5 protein-coding genes and 1 pseudogene are annotated in these 15,789 nt (G+C 64.5%); 3 read left to right on the top strand and 3 right to left on the bottom strand.

Going from position 1 to position 15,789, the window contains the following annotated elements:
• Positions 1-105: 105 nt before the first annotated feature.
• Positions 106-585 carry a class I SAM-dependent methyltransferase gene (locus SxD43FB_RS21275; RefSeq protein ID WP_096063875.1) on the bottom strand — a complete coding sequence of 160 codons (480 nt, stop codon included), beginning with the start codon at positions 583-585 and terminating at the stop codon, positions 106-108.
• Between the two features lie 489 nt (positions 586-1,074).
• Between SxD43FB_RS21275 and SxD43FB_RS21270 the strand changes: the two genes are divergently transcribed.
• Positions 1,075-2,619, top strand: a complete 1,545-nt coding sequence (locus SxD43FB_RS21270) for a Fic family protein (protein WP_096063874.1) — start codon at positions 1,075-1,077, stop codon at positions 2,617-2,619.
• On the opposite strand, the gene SxD43FB_RS24930 is transcribed toward SxD43FB_RS21270, so the two are convergent.
• Positions 2,589-2,894, bottom strand: a complete 306-nt coding sequence (locus SxD43FB_RS24930; protein WP_141249580.1) for a hypothetical protein — start codon at positions 2,892-2,894, stop codon at positions 2,589-2,591. The two genes, SxD43FB_RS21270 and SxD43FB_RS24930, sit on opposite strands and share 31 nt — an antisense overlap.
• A gap of 92 nt (positions 2,895-2,986) precedes the next feature.
• Positions 2,987-4,801 (bottom strand): diguanylate cyclase, encoded by a 1,815-nt coding sequence (locus SxD43FB_RS21265; RefSeq protein WP_096063873.1) that lies wholly within the window; start codon positions 4,799-4,801, stop codon positions 2,987-2,989.
• Between the two features lie 413 nt (positions 4,802-5,214).
• Between SxD43FB_RS21265 and SxD43FB_RS21260 the strand changes: the two genes are divergently transcribed.
• Together SxD43FB_RS21260 and SxD43FB_RS21255 are read left to right on the top strand one after the other, a co-directional pair.
• Positions 5,215-14,916, top strand: coding sequence for an autotransporter outer membrane beta-barrel domain-containing protein (locus SxD43FB_RS21260; RefSeq protein ID WP_096063872.1), 9,702 nt, complete (start codon positions 5,215-5,217; stop codon positions 14,914-14,916).
• Between the two features lie 671 nt (positions 14,917-15,587).
• Positions 15,588-15,789, top strand: a pseudogene (locus SxD43FB_RS21255) (IS256 family transposase); the annotation flags it as partial.

Raw genomic sequence — 15,789 nt, 5'->3', positions numbered from 1 at the left:
AGCGCCTGCGGCGGCGGAGTTCGTCTCGTCGTTTGGAATACGCGGCATAACCATGGTGATATCTCATCCGCGCCCTCAAGGCTAAATTACCGGCGGTGCTTTGTCTCACCGTCGTTGGCACGGAGGGCGGCCAGTCAGCGTGTCACTCCGTTCGCACGCTTGTTGTGGCGCGCTGAAAAGAAAACGCCCGCCCGGATCGAGGGCGCCAGCTACCTTGCCAAGCACCGTCCGCTGATTGTTTGCACTAAGTAGGAAGATGAGGCCGATCGATACGGCCCCTTCGAAAGTGCGACCGAAGAAGGCACTGTCCTGCGCAGGTTCGCACACGACGGGCTTCGCAGGAAGGTTGTCACGGAATGCCGCGATAAGCGTGGGTGATGCATCAATGCCGAACAAGGCAAACCCGTCATCGGTAAGCGCCTTTGCGATCGGGACTCCAGAACCACATCCGACATCCACAATCGACGACGATGGAAGCAAGCATTCTTGCGCCCAAGACCGCACTACCGCTGTTCCGACCTCGGATCGAATCTTCATGAACCTATCGGCAACGGCTTCCCAACCTTGAAAATGGTCGATCGCCACCAAATGACCTCCTGCTTGCTTTGAGGATCAGCGTAACAACTGCTCAACCGGCAGAGAAGCGCGAAATCTCAAGGCGGTCATCGGGCTGACCGACAAGCAGGTGAAATCCCCTACGTCATCTTCCGACATAACCTGTCGTTCATGCGCCGACGACGGAACGACGTGAGGTGGTCGTAGGCCGCCAGGCGGAGTCTAGCGACCGTGCAGGAGCAAGTCAGTTTGCTCGCTCCCGCCAGCCTGGAGGCCTCAGCGTTTCTCCGTAAGGCGACGGATCCACCTTCTGTGAGATTAAAGCGATCCGACGCCGAAGGCTCCTTGATCGCCCAGTTTGAAGCGGTCCGCTCTGGCAGGGCATCAATTAGGTCGAAGGAGCATATGTTTGGAGATCGATATTCACATATAGTCGTCGATAGTGATTGAAATTCATAGCCAGTGATCCATATTCGCAGTTGGTCTAGACCGCAGTGAGCGGTTTTTACGGGATCGTTTATGGGTGAGTGGCCTTCGCAAGCAGTGATGGATTTTCGCGGACGGCGCTTGCCTGAGCCCGCGATCCCGCAGGGCTATGCCGCGCTCATAGCGAGATATGATCTGTCGCTGCCCATGCCGCCGCACCTTGCTGCCATCGCCGAGCGCCATCATCCCGCCTCAACCGACGACTGGACGCTCCTGACGCCGAGACATTTTGCCGAAGCGACTCTCGCGGGTCAGTTGGTGTTTGCCCTCAAATGGGAGGGTGTCGACCTTAGCGTCCTTGCACGCCTTTTTGCTACCATCGGCGCGCAGACCATAAGTGACTTCATTCTCGCGACGCCAACGGGCGCGTTCGCCCGTCGTATCTGGTTCCTCTACGAATGGATCACCGGCGAGGCGCTTGATCTTCCCGACCCCGGCAAGGTCAAGGCCGTTCCGATCATCGACGACAAGCTACAGTTCGCGTTGGCGAAAGGCCGGGTGTCATCGCGCCACAAGGTCATCGACAACCTCCCTGGAACGCCTGCCTTCTGTCCGATGGTCCGGCGTACCAATGCCCTCGAAACCGTCGCAGCCAAGCAGCTCGACCAACTCGCCCGCGCGGAGATTGGCAGGGTCCGTGGCGACGTCATCGCCCGGGCTGCCGCCTTTCTCCTTCTCAATGATTCCAAATCATCCTTCGCCATCGAGGGCGAACGCCCCTCCGGAACACGCGCGGCGCGCTGGGGGCAGGCAATCGCGCAGGCAGGGACGCATCCGCTCACGATCGCCGAGTTCGAACGCCTTCAGCGCGTCGTCATCGGCGAGGATACCCGCTTTGTTCGGCTCGGCCTGCGAACCGAGGGCGGCTTCGTCGGCGTCCATGATCGCGAGACAGGGGAACCGCTGCCCGATCACATCAGCGCCCGCCATGAAGACATCGAAAGCCTGCTGACGGGTCTTGTCGCTTATGCCGAACGGACCTTGGATGGTGGCCTTGATGCCGTCGTTACCGCGGCCGCCATGGCCTTTGGCTTCGTCTACATCCACCCCTTCGTGGACGGGAACGGCCGCATCCATCGCTGGCTGATCCACCACGCACTGGCCTCGGCTCACTACAATCCGACAGGGCTCGTGTTTCCGATCAGCGCCGCGATCCTGCGTCAGCTCGAAGGCTATCGCTCCGTTCTCGAGACTTATTCGCGTCCCCTCCTTCCTGAGATCGAATGGCAGCGAACCAAGGAAGGCAATGTCGAGGTACTCAACCAGACGATCGACTTCTACCGCTATTTCGATGCCACTGCGCATGCCGAGTTTCTCTATGCGTGCGTGGAACAGACCATCGTGGAAGACCTTCCGCGCGAGGTCCGCTTCCTAGAAGCATTCGACCAGTTCAGCGATGCTGTGCAGGAGATCGTCGATATGCCTGCGGCCCGTATCGAGCTGCTGCAGAAGTTTCTTGAGCAAAATGCCGGCCGCTTCTCCCAGCGGGCGCGGACCCGAGAGTTCGGCGCCCTGACCGACGAGGAATCCAGCCAGATCGAGCAACTCTACGCAGATGCCTTCGGAGAGGTCGAATGACGGTTTCCCTCCTCGACCAACGCCGCTTGGCGATTGAAATCATCGCTACGCTCGTGAACATCAAATGCACCGCCGCAGACCAGCTCTTGCGGCGTGCGAATGTCCCGGAACCCCTGATCGGTCGCTTTCTGAGTGCCCGCGACCCGGCAACCGGCACAAAGCTGTCGAAACGCGTGGTGGGCGCGATGGTGCTCGACGCACTTGCTGCCGAAGGTCGCGAAGCCACGGTCATCGACGCGCTCATCAGCATTGCCGCCAATTGGGGTGCCTACCATCTCACTGCCGACGAATATCAGGCCCGCGTGACGGTTCAGAAAGCGCGCGAGGTCAAACCTGAGCTTGCTGGGCAGCGCGAACAGGAAGACGATCAGGCCGCACTGTGTCCTGAACGGCGTGTGTGGGCGACGACGATGCGGTCACGCCCGGCTTCCTTTGCGCGAAGCAGGGCCGCATCTGCCGTTTTGACGAGCGTGTCGAACGGGCAATGGAGCGGCGCGCAGGCCATGCCAATCGAGACGGTAATTGGTCCCAGTTCGCGCCCGTCATGCTGCATCCGCAACGCATTGACGCGGGAGCGGATGTCTTCAGCGCGTTGGCTGGCTTGCTCGGCCTCAAGTTCCGGCATCAGCAGCAGGAACTCCTCGCCGCCAAAGCGGAAGGCAAGCCCGTGCTCGCGTGTCAAGGTCAGCAGGATCTTGCCAAGAGCGCGGAGCACGGCGTCGCCCGCGTCGTGGCCGAACTGATCGTTGAACCGCTTGAAATGGTCGACATCAAGCATCAGGCAGCTGATGGGTCGTCCGAGCCGATCAGCCTCTGCCAGTTGAACTTCGAGTACCATGTCGAGCTGGCGGCGGTTGGCGAGACCCGTCAGCGGATCGGCCATCGCCATCTCGCGAAGCGCATCGCGCAAGCGCAGGTTTCCAAGGGCCAGGCCGATATTTTCCGCAAGCCCCCTCAGATAGGTTTCGCTGACCTCTCTCGCCGGTTCGGGAAGGTCAGCGCGGGGCTCAAGATAAAGCAGCCCGAGCGTGACGCGCTGGGCGATCAGCGGCAGGCAGATCGAAGCCACGCCAATGTCGCCTTGAGGATCGACATGGTCGCAGGGAATATCGATCAATTGTCCGCATGGCCGATGCAGATCGCTTCGCTGCAAAGCCCAGCAAGCCATCGGCGAAAACTCTGCCCGTGAATGAGTCGGTGCCAGCCACGCGCATCGTTCGACCATAACGTTGCGTGATTCGTCCAGGCGATAGAGACGGCCGGCGTGCCCAGGCGCGATCTCGGGCACGAACCCCGAGACGACCCGTTCGAGATTGTGCATAGTATCGCAGCCCTGCATCCGCTGGGTCATCCGCGACAGCAAGGCACGCATGGTTTGATCCCCGGCGCGTTCGGCCTCGAGCCGTTGCCGTTCGAGCCCATTTTCGCGAAATATGCGGATGGCCTGGGCCATGTCGCCGATCTCGTCGATCTGGTCGTAATCCGGGGCTTCGACTGCATAGTCCTGCCTGGCGAGCCGGCTGACGACGTCGCTCAGCCGCACCACCGGATGCAACACCCGCCGCTTGAAGATGAAGTAGAGGACGCACAGCGACAGAAAGCCGGTAAGCCCCAGCACGATCTCCGAACTTGTCTTCCAGATCCGGGCTATCGTCGTTGCGGCCGCGACCTCGGCATCGGTACGCTGGTCGAGGCGATACTGGAAGCGCTCGATATTGCCAGCGACGCGGTCGAGGCCCCGTTCATACTCGGCGCCGAACAGGATTTCACGGGCACGGTCATCGTCGCCACGCTGGAAGGCAGCGATCGCGTCGACCTGCTCGTCCTGAAGGCTATCGGCCCAACGTATCGCTTCGGTGAGCGCCGTCAACTCGTCCGCCGAGGCGCCATTGTCCTTCAGGTGACGAACGCGATTCTCGACCGACCGCAGGGCTTCGACCTCGCGACGGTAGGCGGCAAGGTGGGCCTCTTGTCCAGTGATGACGAAATCCCGCGCCTGGTCACTCGATGCGGATACTTCGGCAGCAATCTTCGAGGTGGCTTGATCAAGCTGGTAGCGCTGCGCGACCGCCGCGCGCTCCTTCTCCTGCGCGCCGGACGCCAGCAGCATCGTCGTTGCCGAGGCGAGCGTCAGCAGGACGGTCGCGCCGTAGGCCCAGTTCGTGATCGTCGCTAATCGCATAGTGCGCGTGATAGGAACAAGTCTGCTAGAATTCGTTAACCTAGCGGGGCGTGAGCACGCACAGGCCCCGTAACTCGCCATTTCCGACGCGAGGCGAGGGGCATGCTATTCGCGCTTCGTGGCTTGCGAACCGCCACGGGTTCGCTGAGGGGGTGCGTGGGATGACATTTCGACAGCCCCTGCCGTCTGGCGCGGCTGCCTTCTGCGCATTCTCGATATCTTGAACTTGCAGCCGCCATCGGTCAGTTGAAGCGGCTTCTTAATATTTTCTCCCTAGGCTTGAGATAGTTGCACGACGGCCTGTCGTTTAACGCGCGCTGGTATGGCACCGGTCATGCTTGTTTGGCGAAAGCTTAGGGCCAGTTCGCGCGCGTAAAATATATCGCTCCTTTGGTTGTAGATGGAAGCCAGTCATGCCATTCGAAACGCCCGCGTTCCAAACCCCTGCAACGACAAGGCTGCAACGGCGCATGGTGCAGCACTTGCTGGGTGCCGCGAGCCTGGGTGCCATCGCTTTCGTCGCGACCGCCACTGAGGCGCGAGCGCAGGTGGTCGTCAATTACGGCAACCCCGCCTATCTCGAAGGGCAGCACGGTGCCGACGGCGCGGCGGGCAAGGACAACCGCCAGAACAACAGCTGTGGCACAGGCCCCGGCGGCGATGGTGCCACCGGTCCGATCGCCAATCACGGCGGTAACCCGCTGACCTATGCACCGGCGAGCCCGACCGCAACCCGCAACGGATCAATCGCGATTGTCGGCAGTCGCGGCGGCGCGGGCGGGCACGGCGGCAACGACATCTACGATGACGGTTGCGTTTATGACGGCGGCAATGGCGGTAAAGGCGGCAATGGCGGCACTGTGAACCTGACCATCAATCCGGGCGCGAACCAGCCGGCCGGTGGTTATACGGCGAGCAATACGGGTATTCTGGTATATAATTATGGCGGCAATGGCGGGACGGGCGGCAATACTCGGCGCAAGACATTTTCCGGGGGTGACGGCGGCCTGGGCGGCAATGCGGGCTTCATTTCGCTCGTCAACAATGTCAGCCTCAATATCGTAGGCGGGCCGACGGCGTTCGGCATCGTCGCGCAAAGTGGCGGCGGCCTAGGCGGCGAAGGCGGCTATGCCGATAACGGCAACAAGAATTCATCCGGCGGCAACGGTCTGCCCGGTGGTTCGGGCGGTGATATCTATATCACGAACAATGGGGCCATCCGAACCAATGGCGGCATGGGCATCGTCGCGCAGAGCATCGGCGGCTTTGGCGGCAATGCGGGCACCAGCGTCAGTGGTTATGGCGGCGGCGGGGGCTATGGCGGCCATGCGGGCGTCGTCGGTATCGCCAACTATGGCGCGATCACCATCGGCAGCGCATCGGTTCGTGATTGCGAAAGTTCGGGCCTTAGTGGTTGCAATCCGGTCAGCATCGCGGCGATCGCCGGCCAGTCGGTCGGCGGCGGCGGCGGCGATGCGGGCGGCGACGCCGGACGACATGCGCTGGGTGCCGATGGCGGGAAGGCGGGCAATGGCAACATCGTCAACATCACTAATACGGGCACGGTCAGCATCTTCGGTTCGTCGTCTGTCGGCGTATTCGCGCAATCGGTCGGCGGCGGCGGCGGCAAGGCAGGTTTTGCCACGGCTAGCGGGCGCCGGTCAGTGGCGGTTGGCGGCAGCGGCGGCGATGGCGGCGTGGGCGGCGGCGTCTTCCTGTTTAACAGCGGAGACATTTGCACCGGCAATGCGTGCCTTGCAGGCCTGAGCACGACGCCGAACAATGACGACAGCGCTGGCGGCGCGTTCGGCCTGTTCGCCCAGTCGATTGGCGGCGGTGGCGGCAGCGGTGGCTATGCCAAGGCGAAGTCGAAGACGATCTTTGGCGGGTCGGCACATGCCACGGGCGGCAGCGGCGGCGGCGGCGGCAATGGCGGCGAGATCGCGCTACTTAACGGCGGCTCGATCCACACCGTAGAGATCAGTTCGGCGGCTATCTTCACCCAGTCGGTGGGCGGCGGCGGCGGCAATGCCGGCGGCGCGATGGCGATGGCGACGTCATTCCTAGGCGAGGCAACCTCGGTTGCGCACGGCGGAACGGGCGGCGGAGGCGGCAATGGCAACATCATCACCGTCAACTGCAACACCTTCAGCACGAACTCGTACCGGCCTGCAATCTGCGGCAACAGCGGACGCGGCAGCCTGACCACGCCGGCGACCGGCAAGATCCTGTCGACGGCGGGCCTTTCGTCGCAGGGTATTCTCGCCCAGTCGGTCGGCGGGGGCGGTGGCAGCGGCGGGTATGCCGTAGCGCTGTCGGCGGGCTTTTTCGGCGCGTTTTCCGTGGCGCTGGGCGGATCCGGCGGCAACGGCGGCACTGGCGCTGAGGTGTTTGCCAGCACTGGCGGCGCCTCCATCGCGACCCGCGGGTTGAGCTCGCAGGGCATATTGGCGCAGTCGATCGGCGGCGGCGGCGGTAGCGGCGGAACGGCGATCGATGCTGCGCTGGCAGGAACCGTAGCCATCGGCATCGGCATTGGCGGCACGGGCGGATTGGGCGGATCGGCAGCGGCGGTCACGGTGGAAAATCAGGGTGGGCTGATAACGACACAGGGCGATTTTTCCCAAGGCCTGATGGCGCAGTCGATCGGCGGCGGCGGCGGTGCGGGCGGATCGGCAATCAGCGGCGCGGCAGGTATCGGCGGGTTGGCCGTAACGCTGTCGGTCGGTGGCAAGGGGGGTACCGGCGGCGTCGGCGGCGGGGCATTGGTCTATAACCTGACCGATGCTGGCGCGGCTTCTATCACCACCAGCGGCTATGGCTCGAACGCGATCCTGGCGCAGTCGATCGGCGGCGGCGGCGGCAATGGCGGCTATGCGACTGCAGGCTCGGTCTCGATGGGCGTCGGCAGTGCCAACAGCATCGGCGGCGGCGGTGGCGGTGGCGGCCTGTCCAGCGCGGTTAGCGTGGTGAATGGCGGCGCGCTGACGACGACGGGCGGTGGCGCTGCGGCATTGCAGGCGCAGTCGATCGGCGGCGGCGGCGGCTCCGGCGGCTTTGCGGTGGCGGGCAGCTATGGCGGCACGCTTGCAGCCAGCATCGGGCTTGGCGGTTCGGGCGGCATCGGTGGCGGTGCCGGCACCGTCAATGTCTGGAGTTCGGGCGACATCACCGCGAAGGCCGCGACGACCGGCAATGCCGGCGGCATTCTGGCGCAATCGATCGGCGGATCAGGCGGCAGCGGCGGCTTCGCCATAGCAGGCAGCTATAGCCCCAATGTTTCGGGATCGCTCTCGCTCGGCGGCAATGGCGGCTATGGCGGGCGCGCAAGCGCCGTCACCGTCGCGCAGTTCGGTAATACGACGGTCACTGGTGACCTGTCCTCGGCCGTCGTGGCGCAAAGCCTAGGCGGGCATGGCGGCAATGGCGGCTTTGCGATCGCTGGCGGCTATGGCGGCACGCTGGGCCTGAGCGCGGCGATCGGCGGCGATGGCGGCTATGGCGGCATTGCCGGCGATGTCATGCTGTCGCTGGCCGATCGCAACCGCGCTGTCATCACCACCGGGAGCCAGTCCAACGGCGCGGTCGCACAGTCGATCGGCGGCAATGGCGGTAACGGCGGATGGGCATTCTCCGGCGCAATCGGCGCGCTGAGTGCGGTGTCCGTCTCGCTCGGCGGATCGGGCGGCAGCGGCGGGCGCGCCGGGAATGTTATGCTCATTTCGGACCAGTCGGTTACCACCAATGGATCGCTTTCGGTTGGCCTGTTGGCGCAATCGATCGGCGGCAATGGCGGCAGCGGCGGGTTCAGCGCTGCGCTCGCCGGGGCGGCCGTTGTCGCGCCCGCGATCTCGGTCGGTGGAGCAGGCGGCAACGGCAGCATCGCCGGGTCGGTCAGCCTGATCAGCAATGGCAAGATCGTCACCAAGGGGGATCTTTCGACCGGCATTCTCGCTCAATCGATCGGCGGCAGCGGCGGCAATGGCGGATCGGCGCTCTCGGGCGCGATCGCCACGGGCTTTCCGCGTGTCCCGCTGTCGGTCGGCGCAGCCGGAGCGACCGGCGGCAGCGGCGGCACGGGTCAGGCGGCAAAGGCGGTTGCCGTCCAAAGCACCGGCGACATCGTCACATCGGGTCTGTCCTCGATCGGGATTATCGCGCAATCGATCGGCGGCGGCGGCGGCAATGGCGGCAACGCCGCGGCCTTCAGCGTCACTGCGGGCGGCGGCAACAGCAAGAACACATCGGTTTCGGCCTCGGTCGCGATCGGCGGCGCGGGCGCGGCAGGCGGCGATGCTGCCAGTGTCACGGTCAACCAGTTCGGCAACATCGTGACGGGCGCGCCGGTCACGCCGGGCAGCATCAGCAGCGGCGACCAGTCGATCGGCATCCTGGCGCAATCGATCGGCGGCAGCGGCGGCAATGGCGGATCGGCCTATGCCAATTCGATTGCGGGCACCGGATCTGTTTCAGTGTCGGTGGGCGGCGGCGGCGGCGTGGGCGGCAATGGCGGCACGGTCGCGGTCAATTTCAACCCGTATGAATATATCGCGTCGTGGAGCGACCTGGTCCGCAATATCGGCGACAATCCGACTTATGGATTCGAGCATTTCCTCACCAGCAGCATCCGTGAGGGAAGAAACGCAAACGGCTTCAACGTCCGCCAATATCTGGCGAACTATTCCGACGTGAGCGCGAAGTTCGGCGATGACCTCACCGCTGCCGCGAGGGATTATGTGACATCTGGCTATGCGGCAGGCCGCACCGACAAGCCGCTGGCCGGCGTGGCCTCGATTGCGATGCCCAATTCGGGCTCGATCACCACTTATGGCAACGCAGCGTCCGCGATTTATGCGCAGTCGGTCGGCGGCGGCGGCGGCAATGGCGGCTGGTCCGATGCGAGCGCGTCGAGCAACAAATATGCTGTAGCGGTCGCGATCGGCGGCTATGGCGGCGGTGGCGGCCACGGCAGCGATGTGATCGTGACACAGACCGGCGGCACACTCACAACGCACGGCGCCCAATCGAATGGCATCTTCGCGCAATCGGTGGGCGGCGGCGGCGGCAATGGCGGCGCGGCCAGCGCATCGGCGACGGGCGAAGCAGGCGGCGCGCTCAATGGCGGTGCGGCTTCGTACAGCGGCAGCGGCTTTGCCCAGCAGACCAACAGCGGTGCATCCGTCTCGACCGCAGCGCAGCTTGCGACCTCCGGCCCGCCCGCTTCGGACGAGAAGGCCGATAACGGCGCTGGCGCATCGCTCAGTATCGGCGGCAGTGGTGGGACGGGTGGCCAGGGTGGCCGGGTGCTCGTCAACAATGCGGCCCGCATCGCGACCAGTGGCGACCTGTCCAATGGCGTGTTCGCGCAGTCGGTCGGCGGCGGCGGCGGCAATGGCGGATCAAGCACAGCCAATGCGTCCGGCGGCAACTATTCCGGCGCGATCAGCCTGGGCGGCGCAGGCGGCGTCGGCGGCAATAGCGGCGACGTGTCCGTGGTCAGCACCCACGCGATCAGCACTGGCGGCAATGTTTCGTCCGGTATCTTCGCCCAGTCGGTGGGCGGCGGTGGCGGCAATGGCGGCTCGACATCGACTTCGGCAACCTCTGGCGGCGCTGCAGCGCTCAGCTTCGCGCTGGGCGGTTCGGGCGGTGGCGGTGGCACCACCGGGGCCGTGCTGGTCAAGAATAGCGGCGCGATCACCACGCTGGCGAGCAATTCGGCGGGCATCTTCGCCCAGTCGGTCGGCGGCGGCGGCGGCAATGGCGGCGCGGCCTATAGCTCGGCCGAAGCGGCTCCCGCCAGCAGCGGGTCGTCCAGCTCGACCCAGGCGAGCGTTCGCACGGGCGGGACGGCCTATACCTCCGCCAATAACGCCACATCCTCGTCCGCTGGCCACAATAGCAGCGGCGGCCAGGGCGGCGCGGGCGGCGACGGCGGCTATGCGGTTGGCATGAGCCTGGGCGGCGCTGGCGGTTCTGGAAGCGCGGGCAACGCGGTGTCCGTGGCGAACAGCGGTTCGATCACCACCGGCAGCGCGTCCACGGCATTCCTCGCGTCGGGATCGGCGGCGATCTTCGCCCAGTCGGTTGGCGGCGGTGGCGGCAATGGCGGGTCGAGCAGCACCAATGCCAATGCGGGGAAGGCTAGCGTCTCGATGTCGATGGGCGGCAACGGCGCGGGCGCGGGCGCAGGCGGCGCGGTGCAGGTGACGCAAAGTGGCGGCCTGCTCACCACCTATGCGGCGGGCAGCAGCGCGATCTTCGCGCAATCCGTCGGCGGTGGCGGCGGCAATGGTGGCTCGACCAGCTCGACAACCGGTTCGGGCGGTTCCGCGTCGGTGGCGATCGGCCTGTCCGGTACGGGTGCCGGCGGCGGCGCGGGCGGCGCTGTGCTGGTCTGCGGCACGACTAGCGGTGGCCACTGCGCCACGGCGACCAGTGGACAGGGCATCGTTACCTTCGGCACTGGCTCCTACGGCATCTTCGCACAGTCAGTCGGTGGCGGTGGCGGCAACGGCGGCGCGTTCAGTGCGGCGGCAACCGCCGGATCGGGCAGCGGCGGCGGCAGCGCTTCAAGCAACACGACCTATGCTGGCAATGCCGACGCGAACACGGCCAGCGGCATGGCAGTGGCAATGGGCCTTGGCGGCAATGGCGGCGCGGGCGGCGGCGGTTCCGCCGTCGAAGTGGCCAATCAGCTCGCGATCACCACCGCAGGCGATCAAGCGACGGCGATTCAGGCGCAATCGGTTGGCGGCGGCGGCGGCAATGGTGGATCGGCGACCAGCAACGCCAATGGCGGTTCCTATGCGATTGCAGCGGTACTCGGTGGATCGGGCGGTGTCGGAGGTTTGGGTGGCGCGGTATCGCTCACCAATGCGGGCGCGATCAAGACATCGGGTGCGCTGGCTTACGGGATGTTCGCGCAATCGGTGGGTGGCGGCGGCGGTTCGGCCTCGACCTCCAGCGCGACCAGCGCGGGCGGCGGTACGGCCAATGTCGGTCTGACGCTCGGCGGTTCGGCGGGCAGCGGCCAGCATGGCAGCGCAGTCACGCTGACCAGCTATGGTCAGGTCGCCACCAGCGGCGCAGGCGCGTTCAGCCTTATCGCGCAGTCGATCGGCGGCGGCGGCGGCATCGGCGGCGCCAGCAGGCTCAGCGGATCGACCGGCGGGATCACCGCATCGTTGAACCTGGGCGCGACAGGCAATATCAGCGGCGATGGTGGCGCGGTTGCGGCGAGCTATTCGGCTAGCCTCTCCACCACCGGCGCCAATGCCGTCGCACTGCTGGCGCAGTCGGTCGGCGGCGGTGGCGGTGTCGCCAGCTTCACCGATCAATCCACGGGCACCAACAGCGGGAGCGCCAACGGGCGGCTCGGCCAGCTAAACGGCTCCGGCGCCGCAGGCAATGTAGCGGTAACCGGCACGTCCAACATCACAACGAGCGGCGCGCAGGCAGTGGGCATCCTTGCCCAAAGCGTATCAGGTGGCGGCGGTCTGGCAAGCTTGTCCGCGTCGCCGGCGAGCAGCTTTTCCGGGACCATGACCCTTGGCTCCGCCGGCACCTCCGCCGGGACGAGCGGCACCGTGAATGTTTCGGCTACCAGCGGCGCCATCGCTACACGCGGCAATTTCGCCCATGCTATTGTCGCGCAATCGATTGCGGGCGGCGGCGGCATGAGCCAGGTGATTGCCAGCAATGCCGTGCTCGGCGGCAAGCCCGGCGGCACTGCAACGGATGTCGCCATATCCTCAAATGCTACTATCACCACCAGCGGTGTGGGCGCGATCGGCATCGTTGCACAGAGCATCGGCGGCGGCGGCGGTCTCGCCATCTCGTCGGGAAGCGCAAGTCTTGGCGGGTCGATGGCTTCGCCATTCGTCACCACATACGTTCCGGCTTCCGTTTCGCGGACCGGGTCGGGGTATGTCTACACGCCCGCAACATTCGTCACCACCGGGACTGGCTCCAATGCCAACAGCGCCAACGTTACCATCGCCAGCAATGCAGCGATCTCCACCACTGGCGTCAACGCGATCGGCATCCTTGCCCAAAGCGTGGGCGGTGGCGGCGGCGCGGTCCTCTCCAGCGGCAATGCCGTATCGGCGACCCCCATCGCCGGCACGTCTGCCAATTCCGGCAACGTCACCGTCAATGTGAATGCCTCGATCTCCACCACGGGCGCGGGTGCTTACGGCGTCGTGGCCCAATCGGTCGCAGGCGGTGGCGGATTGGTGATGAACGGTAACTCTGCGCGTCTGATCAGCGCAGGCGCAGGCGGCGTATCCGGTGTCGTCACGGTGAACCTGCGCAGCGGTGTGTCGATCAAGGCCACGGGTGCCGGGGCGAGCGCCATCTATGCCTTCTCCTCGACTGACCCCATCCTCAATATCGAAGAAGGGGCAAGCGTCTTGGGCGGCGCAGGCGGCCATGCAGCGCTGCTAGATTCGCCCATCAACCTCATCAACAACAGCGGCACCATGTCCACCATGGACGGTGATGCGGGAATGGCCATCAAGAGCCTGTCCGGCGACACCACCATCGCCAACTACGGCACCATGCTGGGCAGCATCGCGCTGAAGGACGGTGGGACGAACCTTCTCCACAATCTGGCGGGAGGCACGATCCAGTCGGGGTCATCGATTGATCTGGGTAGTGTCGGCCACTTCCGCAATGACGGCATCCTTGGCAATGCATCAGGCGTCGGCAGCGTCCTTATCAACGGTGCGTTCACGCAATCTGCGACCGGATCGATCCAGATCGGGGTCGATCATCATAGCGGGCGTTCCGATACGTTCCATATCCTTGGCGCTGCGCAACTGGACGGCACGCTGGCGATCAAGACGCTCAACGCCGGGTCGGTCCGGCCGGGCAGCTTCAAGCTTGGCGGGGTCGTTTCGGCCGTCGGCGGGCTGGCGGCGCAGGGCATGACGCTCAGCACCGCCCGGAGCGCGATCCTCAGCTATGCGCTCGCGAACGACGGCGGCGTGCTGAGCCTTGTATCGACCGCGAATTTTGCCCCTGATGGCCTCAGTGGTGCAGGCGTTGAGATCGGTAATGCGTTCGGCGCGATCCAGGATCGAGGCGGATCGGCGCTGTCACGCCTGTTGACCGCACGACTGGTTGGGCTCGAAAGCACACACAAGCTGGAAAGCGCCTATAAGACGCTCGGTGCAGGCGGGGTGACGATTGTGCCCCGGCAAGTTCTGTCGGTGGCGCAGCGATCGGTCCAGTCGGTCACCGATCGCCTCGATGGCTGGCGTGTTGAACCTGCACAATCCGGCGCAAACCGGTTCTGGCTGACGCCCACCGCGTCTGCTGGCAGCGGTGCAGGACTGTCCAGCCAACTGCGTGGCCTAACCGTCGGCATCGACGGCGAAACGGGAGCAGACCCCATTCTGCTCGGCGCCGCATTCACCTATATGGATGCCTCGTCTAGCCTGGTTGCGCCCCATTCGAACGCGCAGGGGGACCATTATTCGCTCAGCCTCTACGGCATCGGCCATATCGGTTCGGCTTATGTGTCGGCACTGGCCCAGGTCGGCACCGGCACCACCCGTTTTACCCGCCGACTGGATGCGCTGGGTGTCAGCGTGGCAGGTTCGCTCAAGCTGAACACCAAAACCGTCGGCGCGCGGTTCGAAACCGGCTATGCGTTCGACCTTGGCGGACCGGCAGCGCATATCGTGCCGTTCGTTTCTATCGAGCCGATGCGATTGTATCAGGGTTCCGCGACGGAGAACCTGTCCAACGCCCGTGAAAGCGCGATCACTTTCCACAAAAAGACGATCACCGCCCTGCCGATGTCGCTTGGCGTGCGGGTCGATGGCCGGTGGAGCACTTCTGGCGGCGGCAGCTTCTCGCCACTGTTGCAACTGGCCTGGATTCACGACTTCCAGACCGATCGCAGCGTGGCACGCAGCTTTGCGGAGCTTCCGTCGATTCAGATCAGCCGGACGACTCTGCCGGCCGACGCCAACGCCGCATTGGTTCGGTTCGGCGGGCAGTGGAGTGCAGCGCGGTCATGGTCGGTGAGCGCATCCGGCGATGCCCGGCTATCGCGCAACTACAGCACTATCGGGGGAACCATCAGCCTGCGCTATGCCTGGTAAGGCTCGGCGCGAACGGCCAGACTGCAATAGGGCGGCCCGGTCTGGTCGCTGCGGTCGGTAACGCGGGTCATGGCAATTGCATGCCAACCGTAAGCCGCGGCGCGAGACGGTATCTGCTGTTCCACATGTTCCCATTTCGAACGGATGTCATTTTGCAGCCGTTTGTGCAGGATCTGTTGAACTGCTTGGTCGAGCGATGTTGGGGGGAGGGTGATCGTCCCGGTTCACGGCCAGATCGGCACCCTTTGAAAGAGCCGCAAATTCATCGCGTCCTATGGTGAAGACCAGCTCGGGTCGGAAGCAGGGCAGGGAGGATTGAATGCTGACATTGATGTTAGCTGGGGAAAGCCATAGTCGCAGAAAATGAGACCGTTACAATAAGCGTCTGATGTTTCAGTTTTGCCGTCTGCCCAGCAGCCCTGCGCCCTCAAAATCCGAACATGCTGATGCAAACCAGCCAGGCATAGGTCTGAGGGTCCGCCGAAGTTTGCCGCCGTCCCAGCTGGCCACGGGTCGGTAGGGTTCATAGGCTAGGCTATTATCATAGATCTCGGCCTCGTCGGAGATGACGATCGCCGCAGATAGATTTTCCAAGCTTTTGTAGTAGCGACGTCGGGACTGTCAGGATTTCCGTGTGTGGCCGGGCATAATGGGTAACAAGGAGTCCCACTATGTCACGACGCAAAGAACCCGTTATTCCCAATGCGCTTCTCGACCAGCTTTTGGCCGGAGGCGCTGCCAGTGCCGCATTTGAACAAGGTGGCTTGCTGGATTCGCTGAAGAAGGCGCTGACGGAGCGCGCGTTAAACGCGGAGATGGATCACCATCTTGCGACAGGCGAAGGTGCCGGCAACACGCGCAACGGCTATGGCC

This window comes from Sphingobium sp. D43FB (assembly GCF_002312805.1).
GTDB lineage: Bacteria > Pseudomonadota > Alphaproteobacteria > Sphingomonadales > Sphingomonadaceae > Sphingobium.
Note: the sequence above shows the minus strand (reverse complement) of the source record. Positions and strands in the feature narration are given on the sequence as shown.

Bases quoted from the DNA above. Each gene is read 5' to 3' on its own strand.
- SxD43FB_RS24930 (WP_141249580.1), bottom strand. From the start codon at position 2,894: ATGGTAGGCACCCCAATTGGCGGCAATGCTGATGAGCGCGTCGATGAC.
- SxD43FB_RS21270 (WP_096063874.1), top strand. From the start codon at position 1,075: ATGGGTGAGTGGCCTTCGCAAGCAGTGATGGATTTTCGCGGACGGCGC.
- SxD43FB_RS21260 (WP_096063872.1), top strand. From the start codon at position 5,215: ATGCCATTCGAAACGCCCGCGTTCCAAACCCCTGCAACGACAAGGCTG.
- SxD43FB_RS21265 (WP_096063873.1), bottom strand. From the start codon at position 4,801: ATGCGATTAGCGACGATCACGAACTGGGCCTACGGCGCGACCGTCCTG.